This window comes from Sinorhizobium psoraleae, assembly GCF_013283645.1.
Taxonomy (GTDB): Bacteria; Pseudomonadota; Alphaproteobacteria; order Rhizobiales; family Rhizobiaceae; genus Sinorhizobium; species Sinorhizobium psoraleae.
In genome coordinates this window covers 1,810,720-1,836,755 of sequence record NZ_JABEKV010000001.1, presented here as the reverse complement: position 1 = coordinate 1,836,755, position 26,036 = coordinate 1,810,720, and the positions used below count along the sequence as shown (strand labels likewise).

Annotated in this window: 25 protein-coding genes and 1 pseudogene; 13 read left to right on the top strand and 13 right to left on the bottom strand. The window is 61.1% G+C overall.

The genetic code is table 11. From position 1 onward, the window contains the following. Positions 1–9: 9 nt before the first annotated feature. Positions 10–2,061, bottom strand: coding sequence for a PAS domain-containing sensor histidine kinase (locus ILFOPFJJ_RS08655; RefSeq protein WP_173510091.1), 2,052 nt, complete (start codon positions 2,059–2,061; stop codon positions 10–12). Between the two features lie 184 nt (positions 2,062–2,245). Continuing rightward, positions 2,246–2,851: a Crp/Fnr family transcriptional regulator gene (locus ILFOPFJJ_RS08650; RefSeq protein WP_173510090.1), complete on the bottom strand. Its 606-nt coding sequence runs from the start codon at positions 2,849–2,851 to the stop codon at positions 2,246–2,248. Positions 2,852–3,601: 750 nt separating this feature from the next. Between ILFOPFJJ_RS08650 and ILFOPFJJ_RS08645 the strand changes: the two genes are divergently transcribed. From ILFOPFJJ_RS08645 to ILFOPFJJ_RS08635, 3 genes are all read left to right on the top strand, one after another. Further along, the gene (locus tag ILFOPFJJ_RS08645; protein WP_173510089.1) at positions 3,602–3,868 is read left to right on the top strand and encodes a DUF2277 domain-containing protein; all 267 of its coding nucleotides are present in this window, start codon (positions 3,602–3,604) and stop codon (positions 3,866–3,868) included. A gap of 141 nt (positions 3,869–4,009) precedes the next feature. Beyond that, complete coding sequence (locus ILFOPFJJ_RS08640) at positions 4,010–4,483, top strand: VOC family protein (protein WP_173510088.1); 474 nt, start codon at positions 4,010–4,012, stop codon at positions 4,481–4,483. Positions 4,484–4,974: 491 nt separating this feature from the next. Next, complete coding sequence (locus ILFOPFJJ_RS08635; protein WP_173510087.1) at positions 4,975–6,054, top strand: mechanosensitive ion channel family protein; 1,080 nt, start codon at positions 4,975–4,977, stop codon at positions 6,052–6,054. A 524-nt stretch (positions 6,055–6,578) separates the two neighbouring features. On the opposite strand, the gene ILFOPFJJ_RS08630 is transcribed toward ILFOPFJJ_RS08635, so the two are convergent. Continuing rightward, a complete protein-coding gene (locus tag ILFOPFJJ_RS08630; protein WP_173510086.1) occupies positions 6,579–7,181 on the bottom strand; it encodes a hypothetical protein in 603 nt (200 codons plus the stop codon). Positions 7,182–7,286: 105 nt separating this feature from the next. On the opposite strand from ILFOPFJJ_RS08630, the gene ILFOPFJJ_RS08625 reads away from it, so the two are divergent. The 3 genes from ILFOPFJJ_RS08625 (at position 7,287) to nhaA (ending at position 11,157) form a co-directional block, all read left to right on the top strand. Then, entirely contained in the window at positions 7,287–8,255 is a 969-nt protein-coding gene (locus ILFOPFJJ_RS08625; protein ID WP_173510085.1) for a GlxA family transcriptional regulator, read from the top strand. Positions 8,256–8,789: 534 nt separating this feature from the next. Beyond that, positions 8,790–9,521 carry a hypothetical protein gene (locus ILFOPFJJ_RS08620; protein WP_173510084.1) on the top strand — a complete coding sequence of 244 codons (732 nt, stop codon included), beginning with the start codon at positions 8,790–8,792 and terminating at the stop codon, positions 9,519–9,521. A gap of 433 nt (positions 9,522–9,954) precedes the next feature. After that, positions 9,955–11,157, top strand: coding sequence for a Na+/H+ antiporter NhaA (gene nhaA / locus ILFOPFJJ_RS08615; protein WP_173510083.1), 1,203 nt, complete (start codon positions 9,955–9,957; stop codon positions 11,155–11,157). Positions 11,158–11,410: 253 nt separating this feature from the next. Here nhaA and ILFOPFJJ_RS08610 read toward each other — a convergent pair whose 3' ends face one another. Next, on the bottom strand, positions 11,411–12,160 hold the full coding sequence (locus tag ILFOPFJJ_RS08610; RefSeq protein WP_173510082.1) for a carbonic anhydrase: 750 nt from the start codon (positions 12,158–12,160) through the stop codon (positions 11,411–11,413). Between the two features lie 343 nt (positions 12,161–12,503). On the opposite strand from ILFOPFJJ_RS08610, the gene ILFOPFJJ_RS08605 reads away from it, so the two are divergent. From ILFOPFJJ_RS08605 to ILFOPFJJ_RS08595, 3 genes are all read left to right on the top strand, one after another. Beyond that, a complete protein-coding gene (locus tag ILFOPFJJ_RS08605; RefSeq protein WP_173510081.1) occupies positions 12,504–14,273 on the top strand; it encodes an adenylate/guanylate cyclase domain-containing protein in 1,770 nt (589 codons plus the stop codon). Between the two features lie 747 nt (positions 14,274–15,020). Next, a complete protein-coding gene (locus ILFOPFJJ_RS08600; protein WP_173510080.1) occupies positions 15,021–15,503 on the top strand; it encodes a hypothetical protein in 483 nt (160 codons plus the stop codon). A 270-nt stretch (positions 15,504–15,773) separates the two neighbouring features. Then, positions 15,774–15,965: a DUF6494 family protein gene (locus ILFOPFJJ_RS08595; RefSeq protein WP_173510079.1), complete on the top strand. Its 192-nt coding sequence runs from the start codon at positions 15,774–15,776 to the stop codon at positions 15,963–15,965. Between the two features lie 15 nt (positions 15,966–15,980). Here the strand turns inward: ILFOPFJJ_RS08595 and ILFOPFJJ_RS08590 are convergent, their stop codons facing one another. From ILFOPFJJ_RS08590 to ILFOPFJJ_RS08570, 5 genes and pseudogenes are all read right to left on the bottom strand, one after another. Then, positions 15,981–16,475 carry a nucleoside deaminase gene (locus tag ILFOPFJJ_RS08590; protein WP_173510078.1) on the bottom strand — a complete coding sequence of 165 codons (495 nt, stop codon included), beginning with the start codon at positions 16,473–16,475 and terminating at the stop codon, positions 15,981–15,983. A 314-nt stretch (positions 16,476–16,789) separates the two neighbouring features. Beyond that, positions 16,790–17,191: a cupin domain-containing protein gene (locus tag ILFOPFJJ_RS08585; protein ID WP_173510077.1), complete on the bottom strand. Its 402-nt coding sequence runs from the start codon at positions 17,189–17,191 to the stop codon at positions 16,790–16,792. Positions 17,192–17,587: 396 nt separating this feature from the next. After that, positions 17,588–18,211: a VOC family protein gene (locus ILFOPFJJ_RS08580; RefSeq protein ID WP_173510076.1), complete on the bottom strand. Its 624-nt coding sequence runs from the start codon at positions 18,209–18,211 to the stop codon at positions 17,588–17,590. 76 nt (positions 18,212–18,287) lie between these two features. Beyond that, positions 18,288–18,662, bottom strand: a pseudogene (locus tag ILFOPFJJ_RS36445) (hypothetical protein); the annotation flags it as partial. Positions 18,663–18,874: 212 nt separating this feature from the next. After that, positions 18,875–19,675 carry an SDR family NAD(P)-dependent oxidoreductase gene (locus ILFOPFJJ_RS08570; RefSeq protein WP_173510075.1) on the bottom strand — a complete coding sequence of 267 codons (801 nt, stop codon included), beginning with the start codon at positions 19,673–19,675 and terminating at the stop codon, positions 18,875–18,877. 514 nt (positions 19,676–20,189) lie between these two features. Between ILFOPFJJ_RS08570 and ILFOPFJJ_RS08565 the strand changes: the two genes are divergently transcribed. Further along, positions 20,190–20,693, top strand: coding sequence for a DUF2380 domain-containing protein (locus tag ILFOPFJJ_RS08565; RefSeq protein ID WP_173510074.1), 504 nt, complete (start codon positions 20,190–20,192; stop codon positions 20,691–20,693). 332 nt (positions 20,694–21,025) lie between these two features. Here the strand turns inward: ILFOPFJJ_RS08565 and ILFOPFJJ_RS08560 are convergent, their stop codons facing one another. Next, a complete protein-coding gene (locus tag ILFOPFJJ_RS08560) occupies positions 21,026–21,475 on the bottom strand; it encodes a DUF6130 family protein (protein WP_173510073.1) in 450 nt (149 codons plus the stop codon). 146 nt (positions 21,476–21,621) lie between these two features. After that, on the bottom strand, positions 21,622–22,128 hold the full coding sequence (locus ILFOPFJJ_RS08555) for an AAA family ATPase (protein WP_173510072.1): 507 nt from the start codon (positions 22,126–22,128) through the stop codon (positions 21,622–21,624). A gap of 249 nt (positions 22,129–22,377) precedes the next feature. Between ILFOPFJJ_RS08555 and ILFOPFJJ_RS08550 the strand changes: the two genes are divergently transcribed. The 3 genes from ILFOPFJJ_RS08550 (at position 22,378) to ILFOPFJJ_RS08540 (ending at position 24,803) form a co-directional block, all read left to right on the top strand. After that, entirely contained in the window at positions 22,378–22,827 is a 450-nt protein-coding gene (locus ILFOPFJJ_RS08550) for a YybH family protein (protein ID WP_246299503.1), read from the top strand. A gap of 177 nt (positions 22,828–23,004) precedes the next feature. Continuing rightward, positions 23,005–23,979, top strand: coding sequence for a C45 family autoproteolytic acyltransferase/hydrolase (locus ILFOPFJJ_RS08545; protein WP_173510071.1), 975 nt, complete (start codon positions 23,005–23,007; stop codon positions 23,977–23,979). A gap of 146 nt (positions 23,980–24,125) precedes the next feature. Next, entirely contained in the window at positions 24,126–24,803 is a 678-nt protein-coding gene (locus ILFOPFJJ_RS08540) for a cysteine hydrolase family protein (protein ID WP_173510070.1), read from the top strand. A gap of 52 nt (positions 24,804–24,855) precedes the next feature. On the opposite strand, the gene ILFOPFJJ_RS08535 is transcribed toward ILFOPFJJ_RS08540, so the two are convergent. Both ILFOPFJJ_RS08535 and ILFOPFJJ_RS08530 read right to left on the bottom strand, forming a co-directional pair. Further along, positions 24,856–25,626 carry an aminoglycoside adenylyltransferase family protein gene (locus ILFOPFJJ_RS08535; RefSeq protein ID WP_173510069.1) on the bottom strand — a complete coding sequence of 257 codons (771 nt, stop codon included), beginning with the start codon at positions 25,624–25,626 and terminating at the stop codon, positions 24,856–24,858. 21 nt (positions 25,627–25,647) lie between these two features. Next, positions 25,648–25,863 (bottom strand): hypothetical protein, encoded by a 216-nt coding sequence (locus ILFOPFJJ_RS08530; RefSeq protein ID WP_173510068.1) that lies wholly within the window; start codon positions 25,861–25,863, stop codon positions 25,648–25,650. Positions 25,864–26,036 lie beyond the last annotated feature (173 nt).

Below are 26,036 nucleotides of genomic sequence, written 5' to 3'. Positions count from 1 at the left end.
CGGCTTGCATCAAGTCAGCGCAAGCTTGAAGCGCACGCGAAGCCCTTCGGGCGCGAACTCCGTCTCGACCGATGCGCCTTGTCTGCTGGCAAGCACCCGCTCCAGCAGCACGGAACCAAAGCCCCGATGCGCGGGGACGGAGACCGGCGGGCCTCCCCGTTCGATCCAGTTCAGCTCCAGAGTCCGTTCGTCGCCCACGGCGTTGCTTTGCCACGCAAGCGACACCTGCCCGGTGGAATTTGAAAGAGCGCCGTATTTCGCCGCGTTCGTAGTCAACTCGTGAACCGCCATGGCGAGGGGAACCACCAGTTCGGAGGGGAGCATGACGGTCGGTCCCTCGCAAACAATGCGGTTTGCGCCGCCCTGGTGCGCTTCGAATTCCACGCGAAGAATATGTTCCAGGAACGCGCCCTCGAATCCGCCTTGCAGGAGCAAGGTGTTCGTCCTGGCGAGCGCAGCGATGCGATGTCCAACGGCTGCGTTGAATTCTTCGATCGTCTTCGCCCGCCGTGCAGCCGCGTTGATGACAGCCTGCACGATCGTCAGCTTGTTCTGCAGCCGGTGGTGGAACTCGTGCGCGAGCAGGGTCTGACGCTCGACAGCCTCTCGCAGTTGCTCTTCCACGCGGCTGCGCTGCGCGATTTCCTCCTGGGCCTGACGGTAAAGATGGGCGTTGTCCATCGCGATCGCAGCCTGTGCCGCGATGCCGCTGATGAGGCGCTCCACCCGTTCGCTGAACACACCCGGTCGCCCGTGGCCGAAGAAAAGTCCTCCCAGGACCTCGCCGCTGCGGGAGATGACCGGAACCGCCAGATAGCTGCGCACCGGCAAATGCCCCTCGGGCATGCCGCGGTGAGGTTTGTTCCTTCCATAGCGCGGGTCTGCCAGAACGTCATCGCTCCTGACAATGCCGCCCCCTCGGAAGGTCGGACCGAACAGCGCGCTGTTACGGGGCAACGGAAAGTTCTCGAAAGCCTCCCGTGGCGCACCTGACAGGGCATAGAGCGTGTAAGGCTCACCTTCATCGTTGGCGGTGTTGTAGAAGAACGCCCCGAATTCAGCCCCGGACAGTTCCACGCCGGCATCGGTGACCGCCTGTACCAGGCGTTCGAGATCGAGTTCGGCCGCCAGCATCGCGCCCGTACGGTTCAGGATGCCAAGCACACGGGTCTCTTCGCGCAGCGCATTCTCGGCGTGTTTTCGCTCCGAAATGTCGCGGGCCACGCTCACGTGACGTTCGCCCGTTCCATCCTCGAACGTGGAAACCGAGACGTTCACCCAGACCTCCGCTCCATCCTTGCGAAGGTACCGCTTTTCCATGGCGAAGCTTTCTCCCGCGCCTGCAAGCCTTTGCGTTCGCTCGAGGCTCTCCGGCACGTCGTCGGGATGCGTCACGTCCCGGAGGGACAAGCAAAGGAGTTCGTCCTCGCTGCGCCCGAGCATTTCGCAGAAGGAGGGGTTCACCATCAGGAACCGGCCCGCCGTGTCCGTCACCGCTATGCCCACTGCCGTCTGTCGGAAGAGCGCGGCAAAGCGTGCTTCGCTTTCCGTCAGTTTCCTGATCGCCGTCTTGTGTGCGTCTATATCGTAGACGACGCCCTGCATGCGTATCGGTTTTCCGGCAGAATCACGATCGCTGCTCCCTCTCGCCCGCAACCAGCGCCAGCCGCTGCCCGCCCGGAGCGCGCGATATTCGACGTCGTAGTCCATGCCATCGTCGAGGCAACGCTGCACCGCCGCATGAGTGTCCTGGCGATCGTCGGGATGCAGCCGTTCGAGAAACGACTGGTAGTCTATCTCCGCTTCGGGCGGGAATCCGAACAGCGCCTTGGCCCTTGGCGAGAAGACGAGTTCATCCGCCGTCAGGTCCCAGAACCAGGTGCCCATCTCGCCGGCCTCCACCGCGAGCCGCTGCCGTTCCTCGGCCATGTGCAGGGCGTCGGCGGATCGCCGGTACTCTGCGGCATCCCGGACGGATCCGCTCAGCTTGACGACGGCCCGAGCGGGCGCGATCTCCTGGCGGCGCGCAAGATCGCGCCTCGCGCGAAGTACGTTCGACATTCGTTTCTGTTTCTTCCTGTTAGACGCAGCATGAGGCCGGCGACCAGTTCGGAGACTGGTCCGCTTTTCGAATTCGCTTTGGAAAACGCCCTCTTCGACCCGCCCTGTTCAGTGCTGCAGGTTAGAGCTTTTCGGCTTTATGCCCAGAGTTTGGAAGAACTGTCTGCCAAGAAGTTTACACAAGCTACGAATCTGCCGCTGCGGAGGCTCTTCGTCCCTGTTGCTGCGAGGGAAGCAGCCGTTCGTCGTAGTGCTGACGTATGATCCCGTAGCATTCGCACGACGCCTGCTCCAGGCCGCGCCGGCTCAGGATCGTCACCTCTCCCCTGCGGTATCGGATCAGCTCCGCTTGCTGGAGTGCCCGTGCAACGATGCTGACCGCCTGCCTGCTGACCCCGAGCATTTCCGCGAGAGAAGACTGCGTAAGCGCGAAGGTGGCACTGTCGCTTCGGTCATGGCACATCAGAAGCCAGCGCGCCGCTCGTTCCTGGACCGCGTGAACTCCGTTGCATGCTGCCGATTGGAGGGCCTGCGCCAGCACGGCTTGGCTATACGCCAGGAGCGCATCGCTGAAGAAAGGCAATTCGTCCTGGGCGCGCCTGAACTGGCGGAGATCGATCATCAGCGAGGATCCCGGGACCTGGACGACCTGCCGCGACAAGGCCGTTTCGCTGCCAAGAACCGCCTCTACGGCAATCATTCCCTCGCGCCCCGTGGCAACCATTTCCACGGCGCTGCCGTCTTCGAACGCGCAGACACTTGATACGATGGCCGTGGTTGGAAAGTACAAGCGGCAGATCCGGTCGCCCGGTTCATAGAGCACCGTTCGGGCGGCAAGCTCGGTCCGCTGGAAGCCGGATCGAACCGACTCCCAGTCCGCGTCCGGAAGGGCGGCGAGGAGTCGATTTCTACTGTGATTTCCGCTTGCCACAACTGCGACCCAGCGCCACCGCAAAATTCGAATTGTGTCAGTCCACGGCATCTGCCGGCACGAACTGCCCCGCATCGATGAATGTCGGATGGCCCTCCCGTTCGTTTGGTCTTTTAGCAGAACGGGCCGCGCGTCCTTTGGTTTCATAATAAGTCCCTCACGACTTTTGCGCGGCCGCGCTCCGGACCCGGCCATTCGGCAGTCGACCTGCAGCAAAGGACGCGGCTGGCGGCGCGACGCGCCGTGGCTCCTGTGACGGGCACGGGGGTTGACCGAGTCCTTGTTTGACCGCACAACTGACCTCATCGTCGAATTCTTCGTCCTGTTCGGCGGCGACGTCAGCGAGCCGGGCTGGATCGATACGCGGTTCGCGCGCGCGGCTTGGCAATCATTCCCGGCTATTCGCACTACAACCTCGCCCAGGGGCCGGAGGTGGCGCAAATGATCGGGAAAGTGATCGGGAGGTTTCTCACGCAGGCCACGTCGCAGGCGACCAGGTTCGCACCGTAACAACCCGCCGCCATGCCAGTCATGCGGGCTTTTTTGGCGCAAATGCTTCGATGGCGTATCCTGCCTTCGATGCTTGATGAGGATGACCGGGAGCAAGTCATGTGCAGAAACATAAGACCCCTGTTCAATTTCGATCCGCCGGCGACGGATCACGAAATACAGGACGCTGCGTTGCAGTTCGTGCGTAAACTCGCCGGAACGACCAGGCCGTCGAAGCGGAATGAAGCGGCATTCGATCGCGCGGTGCGTTCGATCGCGGAATGCGCCCGCGAACTGCTCGATTCCATGGAGACATCGCAACCGCCACGCAACCGCGAGGAGGAAGCCGCAAAGGCGCGCGCGAGAAGCGCCGCACGGTTCGCGTAGCCTATTGGCGGCAAGGCCGACGAAAGCGCGCTTGCCTGTCAGCTTCCGGCTCCCGCGGCCTCCACCCGGGCCTGGCGAGACGGACACTTTCGGGGGGGTGGGGAAACAAGCCGTATGGCTTCAAAGCGAAAGGAACACTCAATGGCGAAGAATACGATTTGCCTCTGGTTCGACAAGGACGCCGAGGCTGCCGCCCGCTTCTACTGCGAGGTCTTTCCCGACAGCAGGGTGCATGCCGTACACCGTGCACCCAGCGACTATCCCTCCGGCAAGGCGGGCGACGTATTGACGGTCGATTTCACGGTTGCGGGCATTCCCTGCATCGGCCTGAACGGTGGGCCAATGTTCAAGCACAACGAAGCCTTCTCGTTCCAGATCGCCACCGACGACCAGGAGGAGACCGACCGCTACTGGAACGCCATCGTCGGCAACGGCGGCCAGGAGAGCGCATGCGGCTGGTGCAAGGACAAGTGGGGGATTTCCTGGCAAATCACGCCGCGCGTCCTGACCGAGGCGATGGCGGCGGGCGGAGCCGAAGCAAAGCGCGCGTTCGACGCGATGATGGACATGAGGAAAATCGACGTCGCCGCGATCGAGACGGCGCGGCGCGGCTGACGCCATCGCGTCATGCGGCCCAGCTGCCGCCAGAGCGTGTCACCCGTTGCGGACCTTTGCATTCTGACGTGCGAGGTCCGTTTCGGGTCGACCTTTCACGTTCCTCAGCGGGCGCAAGAGGGTGGCTTTTTTTCCTTGTCTTGCCTTGCGAGGAACGCGAAGGAAGCGCCGGAAGCAGCCGGTTGACGCTACCTGTTCAGCGGCGGCTGGAACCGACCATTGCGGACGGTAACCATCGGCTCAGCGAATGCCAATCATGAATGGAGCGCCGAGCGGCAAGTGCCCATATTTGGTGTTTGATAATGGTATAATGGATTACTCGCTGCCTTCGGCCGAGTGGCAATTAGCTCAAGCATAGGCCTGCGAAACAACGACCGGCTTGCCCGGATTGTCCATTCAAACGTTGCCATGTGGCGAGGCATACCGGGATGCCGTCGTCGAAGAACGAGAAGGCACTGGCTGGGCGTGGATGGCCACATCGGGGTGAACCCATGGAACGACGCGACAAGGAACAGGAGAACCTTTCCCGGCTCGAACGGGCCGCGCAACAGACTGCAGATCCAAAAACGTTGCAGCGGAAGGCGAAAAAGCCCGAGGACAAATTTCACTTCAGCCTTCGCAAAACAGACCTCTGGTGGACGGTTGGCTTCGCTGCCGGTGCCTTGCTGCTTTTTGGCATCCAGGTCCTGATCAATTGGCGCCTGGAATGGCTTGACGCGCCTTTGCGGGTTCGCGTGCTGAATTACGTCAAGGGCGGCCTTCTCATTTTCGTTTTGCTGACCGTGGCGAATGTTGTCGAAGTCTTTCTCATTGGCCGAATTCCCAATCGTGTTTCGCGTTTCAACCTGAAACGCATTTTTCGATTGATCGTCGGCGTCGCCGTCGTCTTCGTGGCCATTTCAGTTTTGTTTGTGAACTGGTACGCCGCGGTTGTTTCGCTCGGCCTGATTTCATTGATTCTCGGCTTTGCGCTGCAAATGCCGATCTCCAGCTTCATCGCGTGGATTTATATTCTGGCCAGGGCGCCTTATCGCGTTGGTGACCGCATTCGCATCGGCGATGCCCATGGCGATGTCGTCGATGTCAGCTATCTCGACACGACGTTATGGGAATTCGGCGGCGAATATCTTTGGACCGATCATCCGAGTGGACGCATCATCAAGTTTCCGAACTCCACCGTGTTTGACACGCCGGTCTTCAACTACTCCTGGCCGCTGTTTCCCTATGTCTGGAACGAAATCAAGTTCCAGCTCGCCTATGAAAGCGACCTGGAATTCGTAGCGCTAACGATGAGAGAGGTCGTCGAAGAGCAGATCGGCGACGTCATGGGCCAGAAAGTGAAGGTCTACAAGCACATGCTATCGAAAACGCCGGTGGACGAACTCGAAGTGAGGGAGCATCCCGTGGTTCATTTTCGTGTCAGTGAAAACACTTGGCTGGAGGCCATCGTGCGTTACCTCGTGCCGCCGAAGGAAGCGGGCCGCACCAAAACACGCTTGATCAAGGAAATGCTGGCGCGAATGAATGCAGAACCCGATCGTGTGCTGTTTCCGAAGAGCAATTTGAGGTGAACTTCCTTGCGTTTCTCTGCGGTGCGCTGAAGGCGGCGCAACTGAGTGTGATGTTCGCAATCGGGGCACGTTAGCGGACGTTCAAGACGCTAACGGATACGGCCGCCTCGAACGCAATGCTGTCACGATGGCTGCTGCCTCATTTCGGCTTTCCACCCGCTGCGGACATGATGCGCGTCCCGCGCGAGGCGACGCCTCATCGCGTCGCGCGGCCCAGTTGCCGCCCTTGCGGACCTTTTGCATCCTGACGTGCGAGGTCCGTTTCGGGTCGAACTTTCACGTTCCTCAGCGGGCGCAAGAGGGTGGCTTTCTGCCTTGTCTTGCCTTGTGAGGAACGCGAAGGAAGCGCCCCCATCGTGGTCATTCCGCCGTCCCTTCCCGTCCTGCAGAAGCAGACATAGCAGCGTCAACGCCATGACAAGGTTGTGTCACAGCGGACACTGCGCGGGTTTGTCCGAAGGGCGTCGCAGCGCGAGCGCATCGAGATCAACCTCAACGCCGCAACGTACGGCGGGGTGCCCGTCTCAGCCTCTGAGTGTTGCCAAGACGATGACGATCGCGAGAGCAATGTCCAGCACGAAGCAGAACTCGGCCATCGACCGTACGACGACCTTGTTCTTGACGTGGTGATAGACGTCCCAGCCGGCATGTGCGACCAGTCCCGCCGCTACCAGCAGCGCTCCCACAGAGGGGCTGATGAAGAGGGCCACGGTGGCTAAACCGCCGAAGACGACCATTGCGATGGCTTGCAGCGGCAGTTCGCGGTTAGGACGTCTCAGTGCCCGGATCACGCCATAGACCGCAAAGAGGGCGGCGACGATAAGCATCGCCCATGTCGCATCGAACGGTATGAGGCCGAACCTTGCGACGGTGATCACGACCACCGATAGCAGGAATACCGGCCAGGAAACCCATGGAACCTCCAAGGCAGCCGCTGCCAGGTACACGAGGCCCGAGGCGACGACGATCGCAGCCAAGTCCGTGCCGTGCTCCGAACCATTGAGCAGATCGATCGAAACGAAAGCCGCGAATGCCAGGCCGATAGCCGCGGGCCACCATTGTATCGACCGCCAGCCCGACGTGGGAGATTCGGGCACTGACTTTGATGCTTCCGATGCTTCAGTCATGATTGCTCCTCCCTGCGGTGGCGCGGTCCTTGGCCGACCACCAGTGTGAACACTAGCAGGCGCACAGAGTTGGCAGGAATGACAAAAGGATGGTAATTCCTGCCAATGCATCAGATCGTCATTGCCGTCTATCAAGACTTCGAATTGCTGGATGCGACCGGCCCGGCTTCCGTTTTCGCATCCGCCAATCACGCACTCGCAGAGGATGGAGAGCCTGCACGCTATGCCGTGCATTTAGCCTCGCCGACTGGCGGTGCGGTGCCGAGTAGCAGCGGTGTCGTCGTCGAAACCAAAGCACTGGCGAAGGTGCCACGACAGGTTGACACGATCCTGGTGGCCGGGGCGGAGGCCGGCGCGGTCACCGCAGCAACCCGGACGCCGGAATTAGGGCGGTGGTTGTCGCGGAGCGCCTCGTCCGTCAGACGACTCGGGTCGGTTTGCGCCGGCACCTTTGTGCTCGCAGCGGCGGGACTGGTGGACGGTAAGCGTGTTGCCACACACTGGAGCGCCTGCGAACCGCTCGCGCGACTCTACCCCTCCCTTACGGTCGACGCCGATGCACTCTATGTCGTCGACGGCAACGTATGGACATCGGCCGGAGTGACCACCGGCATCGACATGGCGCTCGCCATGGTCAGCGAGGATCTCGGCAGCGCGCTTGCAAGTCGGGTCGCCAAGCGCCTCGTCCTCTACGCACGCCGTCCCGGCTATCAGTCTCAGTTCAGCCCGCTGCTGCGTGCCCAGGCGAAAGCCGATGGTCCTTTCGCCGATCTCCTGGTGTGGGCACAGGCCAATCTCGATACCGCGCTGGATGTGCCGAGCCTTGCGGCCAGGGTCGGCCTCTCGGAGCGGACGTTTTACCGACGGTTTGTCGCTGCGATAGGCGAGACGCCGGCACAATATATCGAGACCGTGCGGCTGGACGCGGCGCGTATCTTGCTCTCCCAAGAACTTCCGTTGAAGGAAATCGCAAGGCGGGTGGGACTTGCGCCGACCGCACGCTTCACGCAGGTCTTCCAAAGACGCTTCGGCGTGACGCCGCGACTTTTCCGCGAGACCCATACGAGCAGGTGAGCCATGTTGGACGCAAAGCTCAGCTTAACTCATACTACAACAAATGTCCGTCAATGGGCCTAAGAGTACAGGAGCAGTCGGTTCGCTTCCGGCCCATAGCGGCCAAACATGCGCCCGCGTAGTTGGTACAGTCCCCTGTCCATCTGGAATGATCGGCTGGAAATAGCGCAAGCCTCGCCCTAGATTGGACATTACGGCGTGTGCTGCGTGCGCTGCGGGTTCCCCGAAATCGACGGAGACTTCGATCAACCTTCCAATGCGGGAGTGTGAACCCATGTCTTCGACACCTGCGCAAGGCCGTAATCGATCCACCCTTCGCCACTTCCTCGACAACGAGGCATCCGGCGGCGGAAGCAGCCGGTTGACGCTACCTGTTCAGCAGCGGCTGGAACCGACCGATTGCGGACTTCGAAGATGCCTGGCCGCCGTTGCATAGTGCCTCACTTAAGCAAAAGAACGTGCACAACTTATCCGGGATATTAACAATAGCATAAGAGCTTAGCGTTAGCATGGTAATGGGCATTCCGAGGCGGCATGGGCATTTTTCGAACGCGCAATCTTCTGCTTCTGCTTTCCGCGCTTGGCGCGCTGTGGCTCGGATGGCATGTCCTCACCGGGTACGCGTTTGACCACGCGAGCCAACACTATTTGGCCAATGGCATGGTGCGCATCGAGCTGCCGAGCGGGCGCAAATTCAATATTCCCGAGCGCTATATGTATTGGGAAGGCTACGTGAAGCATGGGCGGTGGCCTAAGCCGAAGGAGGGTCGGGTCAAGGTCGACGGGTTCAACTTCGACGCGCTGCTGCCCGATTTGCGGCCTTATCAGGAGCAGGATGATGCGCTTTGGCGGGAACTGGGACATGGCAACAAGCTGTACCTCTACGTGCACTCAAAGGTTTTTGACGGAACGTCCTGGCACCACGTGTATGACGGCCAAATGGAAAGCGTGCGGCGGGGCTATGCCAAGAGACTGGACGATGAGAATGGGCTTATCAAATTCCTAAACCTGATGGGCAAGGGCAGAGACCGGAAGCCTTACGATGTAACATATTTTACTTCAGATTTTAAAATTAAGCTTGAGTGCAGTTATCCGGGAGTACATCCATCGCCTGGATGCACGGTTGACTACATTTATGACGATCATAACTATATCCATTACCGTTACTCATCAGAATACTTTAGCGACTGGAAGAAAATCCACAATAACCTTGTCAACCTGATTGCGCAGTTTGAGCGCGACGGGAACTCTGATTCCGTCGAATAGCCGGGGGCCTAATGTGTCCTTTCTGTCAGTTCCAATGCAACTGACTTAATGATGTCTACACGAGCAATCTGCTCAGTCAGATCGGTCGCGCAATTGGATTTCACTCTCGATTGAATTACGGCCGTCCTTCAGGACGACAGTCGCCTGTTTCAGAAACGCGAGGGAAGCGCCAGAAGCAGCCGGTTGACGCTACCCGTTCAGCGGCGGCTGGAACCGCCATACGAACGTGCTCGCGCCACGGCGCAAATCGGCCCATAGCGGCCAAACATGCGCCCGCGTAGTCGGTACAGTCCCCTGTCCATCTGGAATGATCGACTGGAAATAGCGCAGGCCTCGCCCTAGATTGGACATTACGGCGTGTGCTGCGTGCGCTGCGGGTTCCCCGAAATCGACGGAGACTTCGATCAACCTTCCAATGCGGGAGTGTGAACCCATGTCTTCGACACCTGCGCAAGGCCGTAATCGATCCACCCTTCGCCACTTCCTCGACAACGAGGCATCCGGCGGCGTCATCCTCATGGCGGTTGCCGTGCTGGCGATGCTGATATCCAACTCGCCTTTGGCAGAGGGCTACTTCCAGGCCCTGCACATTCATATCGGGCCTCTGAGCCTCCAGCACTGGATCAATGACGCGTTCATGGCGGTCTTCTTCCTGCTCGTGGGGCTGGAGATCAAGCGCGAGATGCTGGATGGTCAGTTATCGAGTTGGAGCAGACGCATTCTGCCGGGTGCTGCCGCAGCCGGAGGAATGCTCGTCCCGGCGCTGTTCCATGTCTTCTTCAACTGGTCCGACCCTGCGGCGCTTCGCGGGTGGGCAATCCCCACGGCAACCGACATTGCGTTTGCTCTCGGCGTTATTTCCCTCTTCGGAAGCCGCGTTCCGGCATCGCTCAAGATTTTCCTGGCGGCATTGGCCATTATTGATGACCTCGGGGCAGTCATCGTTATCGCCCTGTTCTATACGGCTGATCTGAACATTCTCGCGCTAAGCGGAGCGGCCGTCGTGATCGGCAATCTCCTCATCTTCAACCGGATGGGCGTCAGGGCGCTGTGGCCATACCTCGCGCTGGGCGTGGCCCTCTGGATCCTCGTCTTTGCGTCAGGTGTCCACGCGACAATGGCCGGTGTCATGCTCGCGCTCACCATACCGCTGGAGGCCACGCCAGGAAGACCCGAAGCTGATCATGCGGCTTCGCCGCTTCACAGGCTGGAGCACAGTCTCCACAAGCCGGTAGCCTTCGTCATCGTCCCGATTTTCGGCTTTGCCAATGCAGGCGTGTCTTTCACCGGCCTCTCAACGGCCGTCTTTGCGGAACCGCTCACCATGGGGGTAGCGACGGGGCTGCTCTTGGGCAAGCTGATCGGGGTGCTGGGGGTCGTTGCCGTTCTTGTGAGGCTTGATCTTGCCGATCTCCCTGCCAATGCAAGCTGGGGGCAGATGACGGGCACTGCCTTCCTGTGTGGCATCGGCTTCACCATGTCGCTGTTCATTGGGCTGTTGGCCTTCGATGATCCGGCAATGCAGGATGACGTCAAGATCGGCATCCTGTTAGGCTCGGTGGCCTCGGGTATCCTTGGAGCTACCTTCTTGATGTTGTTCGGCCGCCGAAGCAAGCGCGTTCGCGTCCAACCATGAGGACGCAATGACCGTATGAATGAGTGCTTCGGGCGCATTCGACCTTCGGCACGCTGGTGCGAACTTCCGCTCTGCGCGGCTGCCGAGATGATGCGCTCTGCGACAGGATGCGCGGCGCGGTTATCCTCGCCATTGTCAAAGGCGCGGGCAGTTCTCCCGCTGCGCCCCTCGCCCGGTCCCGCTGCTCGCGGCGGCCACCTCTACAAAGGCGACGCTTTTGCCGAGGTGGCCCTGCGGCCGTTGGTCTCGTCGATCAACTGGAGCTCAGAACGTAGCGGCGGTTGCCGGGAAGCGCCGGCCGTGCGTTCATGGAATAAAGCCCGGTGAACTTCTTGATGTCGGCCGGATCGACCTCGATCGGTTCCATCGCCACCATCCAGTCGACGATCTCGCTGCAAGGAGGGGTGGTAAGCGACCCCTCATAGCTCCAATATTTCAGCGAGGCGGGCAAGAGGCCTTTCGGGTCGACGGCATCGAGCCGGGTTTCTTCGCCGGCGTTCTGCGGGAACTTCGCCGCGAGGCTCGCGAAGGTCGGGTTAGCCGCGCCGGGGACAAGGAAAACGCCGAGCACGCCGAGCGCGCCGGTCTCAGCATTCTTGTGAACGAAATGCGCTTCCATCGGGAAGTTTTTGCCGTCGACAAGATGCTCGCTCGGGGCGTGGAAGTGATACTGCACCAGATCAAAGGTCTTGTCGCCGCGGCGAAGCGTACCGCCGGCGGCCTTCACCTGGATCGTATGGCCATTGTTGAGGATCGTGCCGCCGCGCCTCCAGTCCGTCGCCAGATCGGGAATTTCGGCCCTGATCGCGCCGCGGATGTCGATCGGTGATTGCTGCGATCCGGCCGAACAAGCACTGCTCTCAGTGCTCAAGGTACCCCAATGCTCAGGACCCTCTTCGCCTTCATAGCCCCAGTGCACGCCCTCGGCCGCGTATGCCGTCTTGACGCAGAGCGGGCAGGCCGCGAGCAAGGCCAAGCCCCTGAGGAAATCACGCCTTTCCATTCATATTCCCTTTCGAATGATTACGAGCAGATCGCGCTCGGGGACGGGATGTCGTCCTCGATACCTGTCCAACACCTGTCAGCTGTCCAACACCTGTCGGAATGACGCGTTTTGGAAAGTTGCCAGGGCAGTCATCGCCCAGGCAGGACGGGCGGCTGTGTTCAATGCCACCGGAGTTGCGGGGCGACCGCTCCTCCCGATCGGTGCTCGACATTGTGAGCATTCACGATTGCTGCGTGCAAATGGCGAGCCTTGATCTCACCCAAAGTCGCTCTGAACGGGACGCCGAACTTCCTCTTCCCCGTGTCTTCCTGTTATTATGGAGACGAGGAGATGGCCCCCTGTGAGCGAGAACCGCAAGCTAGCCGCGATCCTGGCCGCGGACGTGGTCGGCTACAGCCGCCTCGCCGGCGCGGATGAAGACCGTACTTTGGCCAGGTTGCGGGCGCTGCGCAGCGATCTTATTGATCCGACCATCGCCGTTCACAACGGACGCGTGATCAAGCGCACAGGCGATGGGGCGCTGGTCGAGTTCCGCAGTGTCGTAGACGCCGTGCGCTGCGCCATCGAGGTGCAGAACAGCATGCTCGAACGCAATGCCGGCGTGCCGCAGGACCGCCGCATCGAGTTTCGGATCGGTATTCATCTGGGCGACGTAGTCGAGGAAAGCGACGGCGACCTGATGGGCGACGGCGTCAACATCGCCTCGCGCCTTGAGGGCGTCGCTGCCCCGGGGGGCATCTGCCTGTCCGAGGATGCCTATCGCCAGGTCAAGACCAGACTCGACCTTTCGGTCAGCGATCTCGGCAACACCCAGCTCAAGAACATCGCAGAACCGATCCGGGTCTATTCGCTCCGAGTCGGAACCGCGGCTCACGCGAAGGCAGTGGCTCCCGAATTTCCGCCAGCGTTGCCTCCGACAGCGCCCCTGCCGAAGTTGTCGGTCGCCGTGCTGCCCTTCGTCAACATGAGCGGTGATGCCGAGCAGGAGTATTTCGCCGACGGAACCTCCGAAGACATCATCACAGCTCTCTCAAAGCTGTCGCAGCTGTTCGTGATCGCTCGCAATTCGTCCTTCACCTTCAAGGGCAGGAACGTGAACGTTCAGGAGGTGGGCCGGGACCTCAGCGTGCGCTATGTGCTGGAGGGCAGCGTCCGCAAATCCGGAAACAGGGTACGGATCACCGCACAGCTTATCGACGCGACCACGGGCGGACATCTGTGGGCGGAACGTTTCGATCGCGACCTGACCGACATCTTCGCCGTGCAGGACGACGTGACGCAGCAAATTGTCGGCGCGCTCGCGCTCAACCTTACGGAGGGCGACCAGCAGCGGCTCGCGACCGAGCAGACCGACAACCTGGAAGCGTACGACTATTTCCTGCGTGGCCGAGAGCAGCTGTGGCGGTTCACGAGAGAGAAAAACATCCAGGGTCGGGAACTGTTGCAACGCGCAATCGAACTGGACCCGAAATTCGCTCCCGCCTACGCATTCCTCGCCTTCGCAAACATGCTGGACTATGGAAACCAGTGGAGCCCGTCGCCATCGACATCAATGCAACAAGCGGAAGTGCTTGCAAGACGCGCAGTGGAGCTCGACGATCGATATCCTTACGCGCATTGGGTGCTGGGTATTGTCGAATTGTATTCGCGACGGCACGATGTCGCCATCGGCGCGGCCGAACGCTTGATCGCCCTCGCCCCAAATCTTCCCGAAGGGCACGAAAATCTCGGAATTGCACTGCATTATTCCGGCAGGCCTGCGGAGGCACTCGGGTGTTTCTATCGGGCAATGGCCCTGAACCCGTATTATCCGGACATATACCTCCACTTCCAGGCACAAGCGATGTTCCAGTTGCGCAGGTATGAAGAGGCAATCGGGATGCTCAAGCGGCGACTTATTCGTAACCCTGATACCGACGTCTCACGCGTGCTCCTGGCGTCGAGCTACGGCCATCTGGGACGCTTCGAAGACGCGCGCCGTGAGTGGCAGGAAGTGTTCCGCGTCAACCCTGATTATTCTCTGGAACATCGCCGCAAAGTGTTGCCCCACAAGAACCCTGACGATTTCGAGTTGGTCGTGAACGGGCTTCGCGCGGCCGGCCTGGTGTAGTTAGGTGTAACGCCGGGCGAGTGTCCTATCACCTTCTGCGCCCATTCGCTCTACTGCATGTTTCGTTAAATCGTAGCCGATTTAAGGACAAAGATATGCAGCAATTCAAAGTGCTACAGCGACCTTTGCGCGTCTGATAAGACGCGCGGCGCTGTAGGAGGAGCAATGACCGGTGCTATGCTCCTTGCTCGTTCCCTCGGATGCGACGAACAGCGGCATTCGACCCCTGGCCGACTTCAGCTTTAGAAGATCACTCGCGGTTTCGACGATGATAGTCGTGATCAAGGTCTTTCCAGACGTAGAAGCCATTCCAAAGAGCGCGCCAGGTCGACAATAGTCCGAGAGATTCGGTGTTTATGATCTGAGAGGTTGAACTCTTACCACGTGAGGGATCGCTTTTTTCTGCCAAAAGACCAATGAAGGCCCCACCACCAACCCATGATGAGAATGGCCGCAATGTTCCAGTAATACGGAATTAGGTAGCAAATGCCACAAGGTTGGCAGCCCGTCGATCATGATCGTCTCGGTGTGCTCTTCTGGCAGATTGACTCGCCGTATTTACGGCTCTCGAAACCGTTAGTTCGCAACATCGGACTTTGCGCGCGAAGCCGTCTGGAGTGAACACCCAAAAGCTAACCTCATTGCAGGGCGGTCCCTGAAGTTGCGCAACTGGCTTTGGGATATACTGACATTCTCCACCAAGTTGTGGTAGCGGAAGCGAGGCGTCAGTGACAGCGTGAGGGCGTGGTGAGCATTTCCGAAAGATCGAGCCGAGCACTTTACGTCGTGGAACTCGTTCTTTTCGCGGTGTTTCCGACCTTTGTTCTGGCGGCATGGACAGTTTTGGTAGGTAGCAGCGCGTTGTTTGTGTTTCTTTCCTCCTTTCCCATGTTAGCGGCCAGCACTCTATTTGACATTCAGCAGACGCCTGGAGAGGCATTGCTATTGATGGCACTTTCCGGGGGGGCCGCTGTTCTAGCAGGAATGGGCGCGACTGCGCTCGTGAAATTCATATCCTTGTCGGCGATCTTCATGAGACGCGGCACGGCCGAACTGCGAAGGCATCGGCAGGAACTCTGGCGCTGCCTTGCATGGGCAGCCCTTCCGCTCATTGCGACCAACGCTCTTTTTCCAGATAAAGCAATGGTATTCGGTTTCCTGGCCTACGGCCTGACCTTGGGGGTTCCGCTAATTCATCTTTGGGCTGAAATGCGCTATCGCCCTCTTTGATCGACGTGCGACCGTCCTGCGGTCGGAATCTTGTGGCATTTGCTACCTAATTCCGCAGTAACACACGACCGCTGCGACACAAATAATCAAACACGATCTATAGATGTTGAGCTTCAAAATTCGACTCTCTCTAGGTGGAGCGGCACGCTGGCGAGAAGCTCCGCTCTCCGCCGTGCGACAGACGCGCGATCCTCGCCATTGTCAAAAGCGTAGCTTCCTTGACCACTCGCCTTCCCTTACAATCCCTTCCGGATAGAGAGGAGTTCCGCCATGAGCGAAGACGCCTTCAACATGTCGATCCGCAAGTTCCTGAAGGAAGTCGGCGTCACGTCGCAGCGCGAGATCGAGGAGATGGTGCGCGAAGGCCGGACCGGCGGCAAGAAGCTGAAGGTCCGCATGACGCTGACGGCGGAAGGCACCGACCTCAACCACGTGGTCGACGGCGAAATAGAACTTCCATAGGAAGCAGAAGGGCCATCAGCGGCGAGACCAGTATTCTTCGTGGAGTTTCGCCGCCTCGTCCGCAAGCATGGGGCCGACGACTTCCGTTGGGCGCTGACCGGCCGCGAACACGATGTGGCAGGGCAGATCGAGCGTCGGATTTTCCTGGCTGTCGCCGATCTGTTGTTTCATCTCTCTCTCGGAAAGGCCAAACACGACGCGCCCTATGCCTGCCCAATAGATCGCGCCTGAGCACATGGCGCATGGCTCCGCGGACGTGTACATCGTGCATCCGGCAAGAAAATCCAGATCATAGGCTTTGCCGGCGCGCGTTGCGAGAAGCCGCTCCGCGTGGGCCGTGCGGTCGCCACCTTCCGAACTGTAGCCATTGCACTGTTCCAGTAAGACATTGCCATCACGGTCGGCGAGAATCGAACCGAACGGGTGGTCCCCGCCTTCGCGCGAACGCCGCGCCACATCGAAGGCCTTCCGCAAAAGTGACTCGTCATAGGGCCGTTTGGTGCTTGCCATTTTGTGAACTCCTGAGAATCATCGCAGTTCATTCACCATCAATGTTTCTCCCTGACGGAGCGGGTAATTTCTCCGCCAGGCAGAAAGTTGCCGACTTCCCGGCGCTGGTTATCTGACATTCCCCGATGAACAGGCATCAAAGATCAATTTGATCCTTTTTCACTTTGCCAGCAAGACCGAGCGAAGGTGCAAGCGTGTAAGGGAACGACCGGGGGGACCGGTGGCAGTTGCTACCCAATTGCGCGTCATTCACGGCGCAGACGCGGCGCGGGAGACGCCGCGCCGCACGCTTCCACAATGCATCGAGGACGAGCTCACTCGACCGGAACGACGAGCGGCGTGCCCTTGTCGACGATATAGGTCGCGAGTTCCGAGGCCTTGCCGTTGCCGACGTTCTTCGCCACATGGGCCACGCCGGCCGGGATGAACAGGGCCTCGCCGGCCTTCAGCGTCACGGGCGCCCTGCCCTCGAGCTGATACTCCAGCGAGCCTTCGAGCACATAGGCGACCTCTTCGCCCGGATGGGAATGCTTGATCGAGACGGCGCCCGGTTCGAAGTCGACGCGCACCTGAAGGGTCTCGCGTCCGGGAACGCCCAGATCGTTCTTGATAAGATCGGTGCGGTGGATTCCGGGCTGCTGGGCCGCGGCCCCGTCGAGCATCAATCCGCTGCCGACGATCAGCAGCGCAGCCGCGATGATCCGAGTGGTTTTCATAAGCGTCGTCCTTCCATTGTGTCTGGCTATTTGTTTCGGTCTGGCCTTCGTCTTCGAAGGAGCGTCGTCATTTGAGTGCGGGCGTGTATTGCCGATGTGTCGGCCGGGCGGGACTTTTGTAAGCGGATGTAATCGCCGACGGACACAGTGGAAGGCCGTGTCGATGTCCGCGGGCCGGGCGCTTTGCCTCGGTCCGCCTGCTGCCTGTTCCCTGGAAGGGCCAGAATGGGATCACGGTAGATGGAAAGTCACTTCGCCGGCAACTTCCGCGATGCGGGCCCTGTGCAAGCCTGCCTGCAGTCGCGGCAGGAAGGCCGATGTTCATGTCCTCCCGCGGGCCGCGCAGCCCGCGGGTGTTGACCGCGGCTCACCTCGGCGAACCGCCGCGGCCGCTCATCATGCGGTCGCGCCGCTCTGCTCCCGGACCATGTGGTCGGCATACCAGGTGGGCCAGTCCTCGTCCCGGTGGCCGAGCTGCTTCTCGTATTCGCCGTGGGCGGTCTCCGCGCGGCGGAACGCATTGGCGAGATCGGCGGCCGAGGCGAATGTGGTGGCGCCCGGGTCGACGCGTCCGGGGAAGCGCGTCGTGACCTCCTGCAAGAGCCAGCTGTTACCGTCGGGATCGCTGAACGTGGCGTAGGAGAAGTAGCTGCGCCGCTCCGGATCCCGGCCTCTCGTCGCCGGTTGTCCCGGGCCGGCGCGGTGGAAGATTTCGCTCACCTCGGCGCCGCGGCCGATGAGGTCGGCGCGCGCCGCCTCGATGTCCGGGACGACGAGATACATGCCGCTTGCCGAGCCCGGCGCGGCTGACGTGATGCCCTTGCCGAAATGGATCGAAGCGGGCGAGCCCGGAGGCGTGAACTGGACGCCCCGGAACGTGTCGCCGACGACGAAGTCGGCGTCGAGCCTCCAGCCGAGATCGCTGTAAAAGCGTTTCGAGCGGTCGATGTCGGAAACGGGGATGACGACGACCTCGAGCTTGAAGTCCACGGTTCTCTCGCTGCTGGTTTCAGTTGTCATGGTTTTCTCCTTGAATTCGGAAGGGCGGCGGCGAGTACGCGCACGCGCGCCCCTGTTTTTCTCAACTCGTGTTTTCTCAAATCGACTTACGCAACGACCTGAATCCGGCTCGGATCTCCTCCGCGAAGACCTCCCGCTCTTTCCCAGGCGGCAAAGTGTCCGCCCTTCTCGAGCCGGTTGTAGTGAATGAGCTTGGGAAACGCTTTTCTGCCCAGGAACGCGGGTGCTTGGTTCGTCCGGAAAGGCACTGCATCACGTGATTTGGGTCGGATCGACCCGAATCATAAACGTGATCGATTCTAGGAAGTCAGCGCGGATGCGGGCGGAAAACCGCAGACACTTTTCCTCGTCCCGCTCTGACAGCGACGGGTATGGTAACACCCTTCGGAGCAAAGAACGCGGACTTGTTTTCCCAATAGAGCCGCGCCGAGGACACGGCCGTGTTCATGATGCCGCCGGCATAGGCGGTGGCCGCAAGATAATGGCGCTTGCCAATCAGCGAAAAGACTCCGGGCATGGTCATTCTCCTGTTCCGTGAGGGGTCGGCGGCACGCCGCCGACATGCTCTGTGGGGCCGGCGGCACGCCGCCGGAGAGGTTTGCTAGCGTCGGCGGCTCGCCGCCGACGGGGGCTCCTGCAATTCGAAGGACGCGGACGGCGGGGTCAGCCCACGGACAGGTACCGCGCGGCGGGCACGCTCAAGGAGAGGTTCGGTATGAGCTTCTGGCGCGCCGCCTCGTAGGCTTCCCAATCGCCTGCGTCCGGCAGCGAGGGAATGGTGATCCGCTCGCCAAGATCGAAGCCGGCAAGCGCGGCGTCGACCATGTCCTCGGCGCGCATGACGATCTCGCTCGGCACATGCTCCAGAGGCGTGCCGGCGAGGCCCCAGAAATCGGTTGCCGTCGCGCCCGGAAGCACGGCCTGGATGCGGATGTTCGTGTCGGCAAGCTCCTTCTGCAGCGACAGGGTGAAGGCGAGCACGAAGGCCTTTGAGCCGCCGTAGACGCCGTTCAGCACTTCCGGCGCGATGCCGACGATCGAAGCGATGTTGATGATGGTGCCGGCGCCACGTGCCACGAAGCCCGGCACCGCGGCGTAGCTCAGCCGTGTCAGCGCGGTGACGTTCAGCGTGATCATCTCTTCCATCTTGTCGACATCGGAGGCCAAGAGCGGCCCGGTCGCGCCGACGCCGGCATTGTTGACCAGCGTGGTGATGCTGGCGTCGGTCCGAAGCACCGTCTCGATGCGGGCGAGATCGGCCCGGTCGCCGAGGTCCGCCGCAACCACTTCGACAGAGCGGCCGGTCTCGTCGCTGAGGCGCTTGGCCAGTTGATCGAGGCGTGCCTTGTTGCGAGCGACAAGGATCAGATCATAGCCTCTGCGCGCGAGGCGATCGGCATAGATCGCCCCGATGCCGGAGGAAGCGCCGGTGATCAGCGCGGTACCTTTCGAGTTCTGGGTCATGACAGGCTCCATTTGGTTGAACTGCTTCGATACTAGGGCGAAGCGCCGATGTCTCAAATGTCATATATGCAGCGATTTCGGACACCCGCCGTCGCCGACACAGCTCCTTAACGTCCAAGGGTGAGGACGCGGACGTCAGGAGGGTCCGTCCGCGTCCTTCCCCCAGGGCGATGCCGAGGCCTGATTACCCGAACCGCCCGTCGAGGCACATATCGCGCTCCTTACGTATCTCGGATGTTTCGGGATGGGGGTCGCTGTGTAAGCGATTGCCGGGCGAATGCCGGTCGGACACAGTTTGATACGAAGCGCTTCGCGGCGCTCGCGCTCGCCGAAGCCGTCACGCGCCTGAAGCGCCGCGCGCCCGCTCCGTACGCAACCGACGAGGCGCGGCAGGCTGCTGCCCTGTACCGGGATCAGACGCGCTGTAGCGCCTGCTGCACCTTTGTCCGTGAGACGGCTAAGGAAACATGCGGCAGCCGTGTACAATGGCGGTCACATTGACGGGAGGACGACCATGCGTATTCGCACGTTGACTGTCGTGATGACGCTGCTTGCGGGCACCTGTTCATTTGCGCAGGCTCAGCAGGCAAAGCCGATGGCAATCGAGGTGTTTCCCTTCGAATTGGAAGACAAGAGCGCCGGGGCAGGAATAATTCCCCCGGACGAACACGACCGGCGCTATCTGTCCGAGTCCGAGCAAGTTGCGAAGGACATGCTGTCGAAGTCCGGGCGCTTTGCCGTCATCGATGCGCCCGAATTGGATGAGCAGGCGGCGCCGCACGGATTGCGCAACTGCGGGGGCTGTGAGGGCAAGATCGCCAGGGAGCACGGCGCGTCACTTGCCTTGCTGGGCGTCGTGACGCGCGTCAACCGAACAGAGCACACCATGTTCATCCGCATCCTTGACGCTGAAACCGGGAAGCCGGTTTCGCAGGGCTTCACCAATCTTCGCATGGGTGCGAACCACGCATGGCCCCGCTCTGCGAAATGGCTGATGACGAACAGGATCCTGCAATAGGCTGCCGGCTGCCGAGGTCAGTACAAACAATTCAAAGCGAGCGGCGGCGTGGGCACCCTCACCGGATCGAATGTTCTCGGAATTTCCGGATTGAAATCGGGGCGCCTTGCCGCGGCGCCGGTCTCCTCCCGTTCGGCCTTCGTCAAAGCCAGTCGGAGTTGCCGCCAAATTTCCGCCGCGGCAATGATTCCCGGGGGCTTGATCATTTGTCCTCGCCATCGCCTGAATGCGGTCCGCCTGCGCCTTCCGTTCTTCGTCTGCCATGCCGCTCTGAAAAAACTTCTCATTGCCAGTCTCCGATACCTCTATCGTTGATCTAGATTGCACAGCCTTCAATGCGGGTGGGCCGCAGTCTCGGGCACGGTGAACGCCACCGTTTCTCCGGTGAAGACCTGGTGCTCGGGGCTCGCCAGTTCGAGCCGCACCTTGTGCTCGCCGGGCGGCAGCCCGACCACGACAACCGTGCTGGTGTCGCCCGTTTCCGCCCAGCGCCAGGGCGAGTCATCGACGGTGACATGCAGATGCCCGACCCGTGGAGACACGGTGCTGGCGCCCGCCCCGAACACCGATACGATGCGGAAGTTCTCGGTCCGGTACGGGATGAGCACGGCGCCGCGCGCGAGCGCCCCGGCAAGCGGCGGCTCCACGATCAGCTTCGGCGGCGGCTCGTTCTTGATGGGAAAGAACACCGGCGCCGGGCGGCCCTCTCCCGAGCCTTCTGCGAAAGCGCTCGTGGCGAGCACGGCGGCAGCGGCGGCTGCCGCAAGTGTCCTGATGAACATGGTCGTTGACCTCTTCGGTGACCGGATGACTTACGGTCACAAAAGACGGCCGACATGTATCTCCAATGTTTTGGCGCCCAGCCGATTTGAAAGCCTGTGTAGCGGCCGGCCGCTTGGACATATTGGGATACAGAGCGTTAGACCGCTCAACGCAGCCTGGTCATGACGTATGAAATGCTTTCATCCAGCGAGAGCGAGGACGTGTCGAGTATTTCGCAGCCGCTCCTCCTGGCCTCGTACCGCAAATATCGCGCCCAGTTCATCATGTCTTCGGTCGCCAGTTCAGCTTGCTCTCGGTCGACCGTCAGGCGCTTCGATCTGGTTTCATCATCGCAGTCCACGAGAATCGGCAGATAACTGAAACCACCGGCGGCGGACGCTCCGTCTGCGAGAAAGGAAACGCGTGTCTGGCCTTCGAATAGCACGCTGCCTCCGGATTTGACGGGTTGCGCAAGCTTCATCATCCACGCGATGGTCATGGCGCGCTGCCAGCCCTCGGCTGACCCGTATTCGGCGATCATCTGCTCGAGCGATGGCACGCCGACCCGATCGAAATAAAAGACGTCGACACTCTCGGCATGGCGATCCTGGATGGCCTGGGCGATCGTCGTTTTTCCCGACCCTGAAGCGCCAATCAGAATGACTAAAGGCATGGCTCTTCCTTTAAGAAACGGGCCGGCCGAGCGAGCTTCGGCCGATCTCAACGGTCCGCAACGGAGTGGAGCGCGGCAGTTAGCCCTGTCCCGGGAACCCACAACCCCGACCTTGACGCGGGTCTGCAATCGAAAGCTTGAACGGCATCATAGTTTTCGACGATCCGTGCCTCTGACGTCGCCTCAAGGCGAACAGAGGTATATTATGAACTTCCCAGGGGCATAATAACAATCAGGAGGAGGAAAGCCATGTTCACGACACGTGTTGGTTGGCGAATTGCGCTCGCAGCATGCTCCATCTCCATGGCGTCGATGGAGGTTCGTGCCGGTCCCCTTGAAGACGATGTCAAGGCCGCCTACACGGCTTGGGACGAGGCCTTCGGAAAAGGGGACGCCAAGGCGGTTGCCACCTTCTATACCGAGGACGCGCTCCTTCTTCCCCCAAGTCACGACGTGGTCGAAGGACCTTCCGGCGTCGAAAAGTTTTTCAGCGGCATATTCGGCATGGGCGCCACGGATCACAAACTCGAAGTGATCAGGGCGGACGGCGACGAGAAATTGATCTACGGCGCAGCAAAATGGTCGGCCAAGGGCAAGGATGCTCAAGGCAAAGACCAGCCGTGGGGCGGAATTGCCACGCATGTTTTCGAGCGGCAGGCCGACGGCAGCTTGAAAATCAAGCTGCACACGTTCAATTGACATTCAGCTCTTGCGGCTGGCAACGGCGGCGCCGAGCGTCTTCCCAGACGCACGAAAGTCGCTGTAGCACTTTGAACTGCTGCATCTTTTTTTCCTTGAATCGGCTCCGATTCAAGGAGGCCTGTAGTAGGGTCTGCGTTGCCACCCGGCCCCTTCCCTCCTTATACTCCTGCCGCCATGTACAAGAGGTTCGTCGCAGCGCGGGAGGACCGGCCCGGGGAAGCTTGGCTGTCCCGGTTCACCGCCGGCCGGGCCGAGGCCGAGAAATGGTATTTCGGCCGCGCCGTGGCATCGACCCCGAACGCCAGGGACTGTCGCGCCGCCCTGTGGCAGCACATGCCCGAGCTTATCCCTTACTATGACGACGCCTGCGGCCTCGTCGGAGATGATGAGGTCGCCCACCGGGTGCTGAGCCATTACCGCCCGGCGCCGGAGCGCTATGGGTGCAGCCAGGCCGTCTGGCTGGGAGAAGAAGGTCCGGCGCTCATCCGCAACTTCGATTATCCGCCCGATATCGTCTCCGAGCGTTTCGAGATGACCGCGTGGTCGGGCCTGAGAGTGATTGCGAAGGCGCAGCGCCCCTGGGGTGGATGCCTGGACGGGATGAACGAGGAAGGACTGGTCGCCAGCGTGACCTTGGGCGGAAGCCGCGCCCAGGGCGTCGGCTTCTCGATCATTCTCGTCATCCGCTACGTGCTCGAGACCTGCCGCCAGGTGCGCGAGGCGGTGGCGGCCTTGTGCCGGATACCGGTGGCGCTCCCGCAGAACGTGACCGTGCTCGACCGCTCCGGCCACTATGCCACCCTGCTCCTCGGCCCCGGCCAGCGACCAACCGTCTCGCGCCTCAAGGCATGCACGAACCACCAGCGGACCGGAAGACCCTCGTCGTCTTCGCTGGCACGGCAGCTCGCGGTTTTGCAAGCGCTGGAGGATCCTTCCATGTCGCTTTCGACGCTGACCGACCGTTTTCTCGAGCCGCCGCTTTATTCCGCGCGTGGCCCTTCCCCAACGCTCTACACGGCCGTTTACCGGCTCGCCGAAGGCCGGGTGGACTACATCTGGCCGGGAAAACGCTGGTCCCAGGGCTTCGACAGCTTTGGAACGGGCGAGTACACGCACCACTACGGCGAACGGGTTGTTTCGCCGGTCTGATGCCTGCGATGGATCACCGGCACCCTCGGGATGCCTCGCCGTGGCCACGTCCTCCCTCATCCCGGTGCTCGTCAAATCTGTGCGATGATGTCGTACGCCGCGAGATTCGGCCCCGAACTCTCAGGCGATCCGTCCGGAGCGTGTCCATGGAATATCCCCCGCCGAAATACCACAACTGGGCCATCGAGCCGCGCGAATACGCGCGCCAGGAGGAGCGAAGGGGCCGGCGGCATGCGTTCGAGCGCATCGCGCCCGCCCGCACGGCGCTGGTCGTGATCGACATGGTGCCGTTCTTCCTGGAGCAGAACGGCTATTGCCGGGGGATTGTGCCCAACATCCTGCGCATCGCCGATTGCCTGCGGGCGGCCGGGGGTGTCGTCTCCTGGATCGTCCCCGCCCCGGAGCATCGCCATCCGGCGCTCGCGGAGGAGTTCTTCGGCAAGGATATCGCGGAACTGTTTCGAACGTCCGGCGGGTCCGGCCCGATCGCCGAAAGACTGTGGCCCGCCCTTCGTCCCGAAGCGGGCGATCTCCTGTTCGAGAAGAACGCCTATAGCGCATTCTACCCCGGCGCCTCGCCGCTGCCGGCGGCGCTCCGGGACCGCGGTATGGAAAACGTCGTCATCACCGGCGCGGTCACCAACATATGCTGCGAATCCTCCGCAAGAGACGCTTTTGCATCGGGATTTCGCGTGATCGTGGTCGGCGACGCCACCGCAGCGAGACGCGATCAGGACCATAATGCCGCGCTTCACAACATCTATCGCAGCTTCGGCGATGTGCGTTCAACCGACGACGTGATCGCGCTTATTGACCACGCCTGAGCCCGCTCCCCCACGAGCGTCGCGTTTGTCGGAAGCGCCACCGGCGGGCCCGTCACAGCATCGCAACCACCCGGGCGCTGAGGTCGCCGGCCACGCGCCGGGCTTCCTGCCGGCGAGGCCGCCAATCATCCCGCGTTGCGCCGAGATACGCCTCCCGGGCATGGGCGACCAGCGTTGCCGACTCGGCAGGCAAGCGAGACATGGCCCATTCGGCCGCCACGTCCTTCGGCACGAACTGCCCGGTCGCCAAGGTCCTCCACATGCGTGCGAGCGTCAGAAGGACATTGCGTTCGTCCCCCTCGAGCGAAGAGATGAGCGCCGGAAGCGCGTCGCCAATGGCGCGGCGTATGTCCGTTTCCGGAATGATCGGCAGGAGTTCCGCCGGATCGGGGCCGATGAGGGACCGGGCTTCGTGCCGGGCTTGTGCCAGCAACAGCGTAAATTCGGGATCGGATACCGGCGCCGGCACCTCCCCTGCCTCGAAAGCCTCGCGCAGCCATTCGCCGTAGACAAACTCGCCGCGCGCCGGATAGACCGCTGCCTTGAGGTCGGCGCGGTGGAAGACAATCAGCTCAAGCGGGCGGGAGACGTTGTCGCCGGGACGCCCCGAGATCTTCATCAGCTCTGTTACGAGTTCAGCGCGCACCGCATGCGTCGTCGGCCGGTCGATGACAACGAGCACGTCCACGTCGCTGTCCGGGCGCAGCCCTCCCGAGACCGACGAGCCATGGAGATACGCAGCCACCAGCGAATCTCCGAAAGCGTGCCGGATGACCGGCAGCGCCTGCCGCGCCTCGAAGGGAACACTGGACGCTTCATGCATCGTCACAGTTCTCGCCGCGAGCTACCAGTTGCCGGGATCTGCCGTGTGATCGACACTGGCAAACTCATCTGCCTTTTCCCTGTCCAGCGTCAGATCGGTCGCAATCTTCGTCTCGTCCGCGACCGAATAATTCAGAGGGGCCGGCTCTTTGGTCAGTTGCTGATACATGAGCAAGGCGGCCTCTTCGGCAGTGTCGGCCTCGAACTCTTCCGTGACGGTGACTGTGAACTTGTGCATGGCCTTGACCTCGTCTGTGCTGCCGCATGATGCCTCAAATCGGAATCGATTTAAGGGCAAAATCAGGCAGCAGTGCCTTTCCCACGGAATCGATCTACAGCGCCGTGTATCTTTACAGGCGCACAAAGCTCACGGTAGCACTTTTGACCTGCCGCTCTTGAATCGGCTTCGAT

Bases quoted from the DNA above. Each gene is read 5' to 3' on its own strand.
- ILFOPFJJ_RS08560 (WP_173510073.1), bottom strand. From the start codon at position 21,475: ATGTTCATCAGGACACTTGCGGCAGCCGCCGCTGCCGCCGTGCTCGCC.
- ILFOPFJJ_RS08610 (WP_173510082.1), bottom strand. From the start codon at position 12,160: ATGGAAAGGCGTGATTTCCTCAGGGGCTTGGCCTTGCTCGCGGCCTGC.
- ILFOPFJJ_RS08545 (WP_173510071.1), top strand. From the start codon at position 23,005: ATGTACAAGAGGTTCGTCGCAGCGCGGGAGGACCGGCCCGGGGAAGCT.
- ILFOPFJJ_RS08590 (WP_173510078.1), bottom strand. From the start codon at position 16,475: ATGGCAAGCACCAAACGGCCCTATGACGAGTCACTTTTGCGGAAGGCC.
- ILFOPFJJ_RS08530 (WP_173510068.1), bottom strand. From the start codon at position 25,863: ATGCACAAGTTCACAGTCACCGTCACGGAAGAGTTCGAGGCCGACACT.
- ILFOPFJJ_RS08565 (WP_173510074.1), top strand. From the start codon at position 20,190: ATGCGTATTCGCACGTTGACTGTCGTGATGACGCTGCTTGCGGGCACC.
- ILFOPFJJ_RS08580 (WP_173510076.1), bottom strand. From the start codon at position 18,211: ATGACAACTGAAACCAGCAGCGAGAGAACCGTGGACTTCAAGCTCGAG.
- ILFOPFJJ_RS08655 (WP_173510091.1), bottom strand. From the start codon at position 2,061: ATGTCGAACGTACTTCGCGCGAGGCGCGATCTTGCGCGCCGCCAGGAG.
- ILFOPFJJ_RS08535 (WP_173510069.1), bottom strand. From the start codon at position 25,626: ATGCATGAAGCGTCCAGTGTTCCCTTCGAGGCGCGGCAGGCGCTGCCG.
- ILFOPFJJ_RS08595 (WP_173510079.1), top strand. From the start codon at position 15,774: ATGAGCGAAGACGCCTTCAACATGTCGATCCGCAAGTTCCTGAAGGAA.
- ILFOPFJJ_RS08555 (WP_173510072.1), bottom strand. From the start codon at position 22,128: ATGCCTTTAGTCATTCTGATTGGCGCTTCAGGGTCGGGAAAAACGACG.
- ILFOPFJJ_RS08550 (WP_246299503.1), top strand. From the start codon at position 22,378: ATGTTCACGACACGTGTTGGTTGGCGAATTGCGCTCGCAGCATGCTCC.
- ILFOPFJJ_RS08625 (WP_173510085.1), top strand. From the start codon at position 7,287: ATGCATCAGATCGTCATTGCCGTCTATCAAGACTTCGAATTGCTGGAT.
- ILFOPFJJ_RS08635 (WP_173510087.1), top strand. From the start codon at position 4,975: ATGGAACGACGCGACAAGGAACAGGAGAACCTTTCCCGGCTCGAACGG.
- ILFOPFJJ_RS08640 (WP_173510088.1), top strand. From the start codon at position 4,010: ATGGCGAAGAATACGATTTGCCTCTGGTTCGACAAGGACGCCGAGGCT.
- ILFOPFJJ_RS08570 (WP_173510075.1), bottom strand. From the start codon at position 19,675: ATGACCCAGAACTCGAAAGGTACCGCGCTGATCACCGGCGCTTCCTCC.
- ILFOPFJJ_RS08585 (WP_173510077.1), bottom strand. From the start codon at position 17,191: ATGAAAACCACTCGGATCATCGCGGCTGCGCTGCTGATCGTCGGCAGC.
- nhaA (WP_173510083.1), top strand. From the start codon at position 9,955: ATGTCTTCGACACCTGCGCAAGGCCGTAATCGATCCACCCTTCGCCAC.
- ILFOPFJJ_RS08540 (WP_173510070.1), top strand. From the start codon at position 24,126: ATGGAATATCCCCCGCCGAAATACCACAACTGGGCCATCGAGCCGCGC.
- ILFOPFJJ_RS08645 (WP_173510089.1), top strand. From the start codon at position 3,602: ATGTGCAGAAACATAAGACCCCTGTTCAATTTCGATCCGCCGGCGACG.
- ILFOPFJJ_RS08620 (WP_173510084.1), top strand. From the start codon at position 8,790: ATGGGCATTTTTCGAACGCGCAATCTTCTGCTTCTGCTTTCCGCGCTT.
- ILFOPFJJ_RS08630 (WP_173510086.1), bottom strand. From the start codon at position 7,181: ATGACTGAAGCATCGGAAGCATCAAAGTCAGTGCCCGAATCTCCCACG.